Origin of the sequence: Sphingopyxis sp. (assembly GCF_036402335.1) — a bacterium.
In the GTDB taxonomy this organism is placed as follows: domain Bacteria; phylum Pseudomonadota; class Alphaproteobacteria; order Sphingomonadales; family Sphingomonadaceae; genus Sphingopyxis.
On record NZ_DASWTD010000541.1, the window covers coordinates 1 to 3,567 of the forward strand.

At 67.3% G+C, this 3,567-nt stretch carries 3 protein-coding genes; all 3 read right to left on the bottom strand.

Going from position 1 to position 3,567, the window contains the following annotated elements; all coding sequences use genetic code 11:
- Nucleotides 1-1,891 (bottom strand): translation initiation factor IF-2 (infB, locus tag VGD20_RS17665; protein ID WP_331135688.1); only part of this gene is annotated, 1,891 nt, incomplete at its 3' end.
- A 17-nt stretch (nucleotides 1,892-1,908) separates the two neighbouring features.
- Nucleotides 1,909-2,679 carry a DUF448 domain-containing protein gene (locus VGD20_RS17670; protein WP_331135689.1) on the bottom strand — a complete coding sequence of 257 codons (771 nt, stop codon included), beginning with the start codon at nucleotides 2,677-2,679 and terminating at the stop codon, nucleotides 1,909-1,911.
- The coding region (locus VGD20_RS17675) for a transcription termination/antitermination protein NusA (RefSeq protein ID WP_331135690.1) at nucleotides 2,660-3,567 on the bottom strand (908 nt) is incomplete at its 5' end. The genes VGD20_RS17670 and VGD20_RS17675, both read right to left, overlap by 20 nt.

The following is a 3,567-nucleotide window of genomic DNA, read 5'->3' on the forward strand; positions in this document are numbered from 1 at the left end:
CCTGCACGGTGCGCTTGCGGGTCGCCTGCTCCTGGCGATAGGCGGCGACTTCGCGCGCGCGCGCCTCATTCTCGACGACGGTCAGCGTATCGCCCGCCATCGGCACGCCGCCGAGGCCGAGGACCTCGACCGGCATCGACGGCGTCGCCGATTTGATCTGCTTGCCCTGATCGTCGATCAGCGCGCGTACACGGCCGCTTTCGGCACCGCAAACGAAGATGTCGCCGACCTTCAGCGTCCCGCGGCGGAAGAGGATCGTCGCGACGGGGCCGCGGCCCTTGTCGAGCTTCGCCTCGATCACCGTGCCTTCGGCGGCACGATCGGGGTTCGCCTTCAATTCCATGATCTCGGCCTGCAATGCGATCGCGTCGAGCAGCTTGTCGAGGCCGGTCTTCTTGAGCGCCGACACTTCGACATTCTGCACGTCGCCGCCCATTTCCTCGACCACCAGCTCATGTTCGAGCAGGCGTTCGCGGACGCGCTGCGGATTGGCGCCTTCCTTGTCGACCTTGTTGATCGCGACGATGATCGGAACACCCGCCGCCTTGGCGTGCTTGATCGCTTCGATCGACTGCGGCTTCAGCCCGTCGTCAGCGGCCACCACGAGGATGACGATGTCGGTGACATTGGCACCACGCTGCCGCATCTCGGTAAAGGCTTCGTGGCCCGGCGTATCGAGGAAGGTGACGAGCGAGCCGTCGGGGGTCTTCACCTGATAGGCGCCGATATGCTGGGTAATGCCGCCGGCTTCGCCCGCCTGCACATTGGCACCGCGCAACGCGTCAAGCAGGCTGGTCTTGCCGTGATCGACGTGCCCCATGATCGTGACGACCGGCGCACGCGGCTTCAGGTGCTCGGCATCGTCGATATCTTCATCGTGACGGATGTCGACATCGCCTTCGCTGACGCGGATGATCTCGTGGCCGAATTCGGTGACGAGCAGTTCGGCGGTGTCCTGATCGAGCAGGTCGGTGCTCGCCGACGGGCTGCCCATCTTGAACAGCGCCTTGATCAGGTCGTTGGTCTTTTCGGCCATACGATTGGCGAGTTCCTGAACCGTGATGCTTTCGGGCACGACGACTTCGCGGACCTGCTTCTCGCGCGGGCCCGACGAAGCGGTGTGCGAGCGCTTTTCCTTTTCGCGGGCACGCTTCAGCGCGGCAAGGCTGCGGGCACGCGCGCCTTCGTCTTCGTTCAGCGCGCGCGTGACGGTCAGTTTGCCCGACTGGCGGCGATTGTCGGCGCCGCGGGTCGCCTTCGGCTCGGGGCGCTTGGGTTCGGGGCGCTTGGGCGCCTCGACCGGCGTAAAGCGGCGCGGCGCGGGCGCGGCGCTCGTAGTCGCGGGGCGCGGAGCTGCAGGTGCGGCTTCGCCCTGCGGTTCGGCAGCGGCTGCGGGGGCCTCGGCAACGGGTTCGGCAGCGGCCGGCGCAGCGGGAGCCGGCTCGGCAGCTTTCGCCGCAGCCTGCTCGACGCGCGCTTCGGCACGTGCCTTTTCTTCCTCGGCAGCGCGGGCGCGCGCGGCTTCGTCGCGGCGGCGATTGTCCTCGAGCGCGTTCATGCGCGCCTCTTCGGCCTCGCGCAGCAACTGCGCCTGGCGTTCCTGACGTGACATCAGGCTGTCATTCTCGCTGGCGCGGGGCGCGGCGGGCTTCGGAACGGGCGCAGGGGCCGGAGCGGGCGCGGGTGCGGGCGCCGGAGCGGCCTCGACCTCTTCGACTTCGACCGGCGCGGCTTCGCCCGGACGACCGATGACGCGGCGACGCTTCACCTCGACCACGACCGTATTACGGCGGCCATGGCTGAATTGCTGCTGCACCTGTCCGGCCTCGACCGTCCGCTTCAGCCCCAGGGGCTTGCGGGTAAGGGTCGGTTTGTCCTGTTCGTCACTCATCGAAAACCATCATTCCTTCAAAACGCGTCCGAAGCGGCGGTGCCAGCTGGCGCCGTCCCTGTTTTTTCCTCGCCGACGGGCGACGGGGCATGCGGATCGGAATCGCGGTTGGCCGCGTCCCTACTCCATCCTGTGAAAAACTGCCAGCGGCTCAAATGCGCCAGCACCCGGTCTGCTGCACGGGCATCGGTCAACGCCAGATGCACCGCATTCTCGCGCCCCAATGCCATAGATAGGGTGCCGCGGTCCACCGGCAAGACCCGGCCCTCGCGGCCCGACCCTTCATCATCCTCACCGACGCGCCATGCCTGCGCCAGCTTCTTGCGCCCGTCCTCGCCCGCATCGCTGGCATGAAGGAGCAGGCGGACCTGGCCCTTGCGCGCCGCAGTTTCGATCTTTTCATTGCCGCTGAGCAAGGTGCCCGACCGCGATTCGAGCCCCAGCCGGTCGAGCGTCGCGCGCTGAAGCTGCGCCTCGATGCGCGCACCGAGATCATCGGGAATCGTGAAATTGCCGTCCTGCAGCGCGCGCGCGAGCCCGCCCTTGAGCTTGCCCTTCGACTGCGCGACCTCAAGGTCAGCGCGCGATACGCCGATCCACGCCCCGCGTCCTGGCGCCTTGCCATGGACGTCGGGCGCAATCGTGCCGTCGGGGCCAAGCGCAAGGCGCACGAGCTGCCCCGCCGGCGAAACCTCGCCGGTGATCACACAGCGCCGTTCAGGCACATGCTGGCCGCGCCCCTTTGCGCGGTCGGTTTCGGTCAGCTGATCATTGCGCGGGGTCCGCATCGGCGGCCTCCCCGGCTTGCGGCGCTTCAGCAGCCGGTTCGTCTTCGAACCAGTGCGCACGCGCCGCCATGATGATCTCGTTACCCTGTTCTTCGCTCAGGCCATATTCGCCCAGCACGCCGCCCTTGTCCTCGGCGCGTTCGCTGCGCGGCGGACCGCGGCGGTTGTCGGTGCGCTTCTTGGCGATCAGTTCGTCGGTCGCAAGGTCGGCGAGGTCGTCGAGCGTCTTGATCCCGGCCTTGCCGAGCACGACGAGCATCGCTTCGGTCAGGTGCGGGATATCGGCCAGAGCATCCTCGACGCCAAGTTCGCGGCGCTGGGCGCGCGAGGCTTCCTCGCGGCGTTCGAGCCCTTCGGTCGCGCGGCTCTGCAGCTCCTGCGCCAGTTCCTCGTCGAAGCCTTCGATGCCCGCGAGTTCGTCGATGCCGACATAGGCGACTTCTTCGAGCTCGCTGAAGCCTTCGGCGACGAGCAGCTGCGCGAGCGTTTCGTCGACGTCGAGTTCTTCCTGGAACATCGTCGAGCGTTCGACGAATTCGCGCTGGCGCTTCTCGCTCGCGTCGGCCTCGGTCATGATGTCGATCTGGCTGCCGGTCAGCTGGCTCGCAAGACGGACATTCTGGCCGCGGCGGCCGATGGCGAGCGACAGCTGGTCGTCGGGAACGACGACTTCGATGCGGCTGTCATCCTCGTCGATGACGACGCGCTGCACCGTCGCCGGCTGGAGCGCGTTGACGACGAAGGTCGCGGTGTCTTCGGACCAGGGGATGATATCGATCTTTTCGCCCTGCATTTCCTGCACGACCGCCTGCACGCGGCTGCCCTTCATGCCGACGCAGGCGCCGACGGGGTCGATCGAGCCGTCATAGCTGATCACACCGATCTTCG

Bases quoted from the DNA above. Each gene is read 5' to 3' on its own strand.
- VGD20_RS17670 (WP_331135689.1), bottom strand. From the start codon at position 2,679: ATGCGGACCCCGCGCAATGATCAGCTGACCGAAACCGACCGCGCAAAG.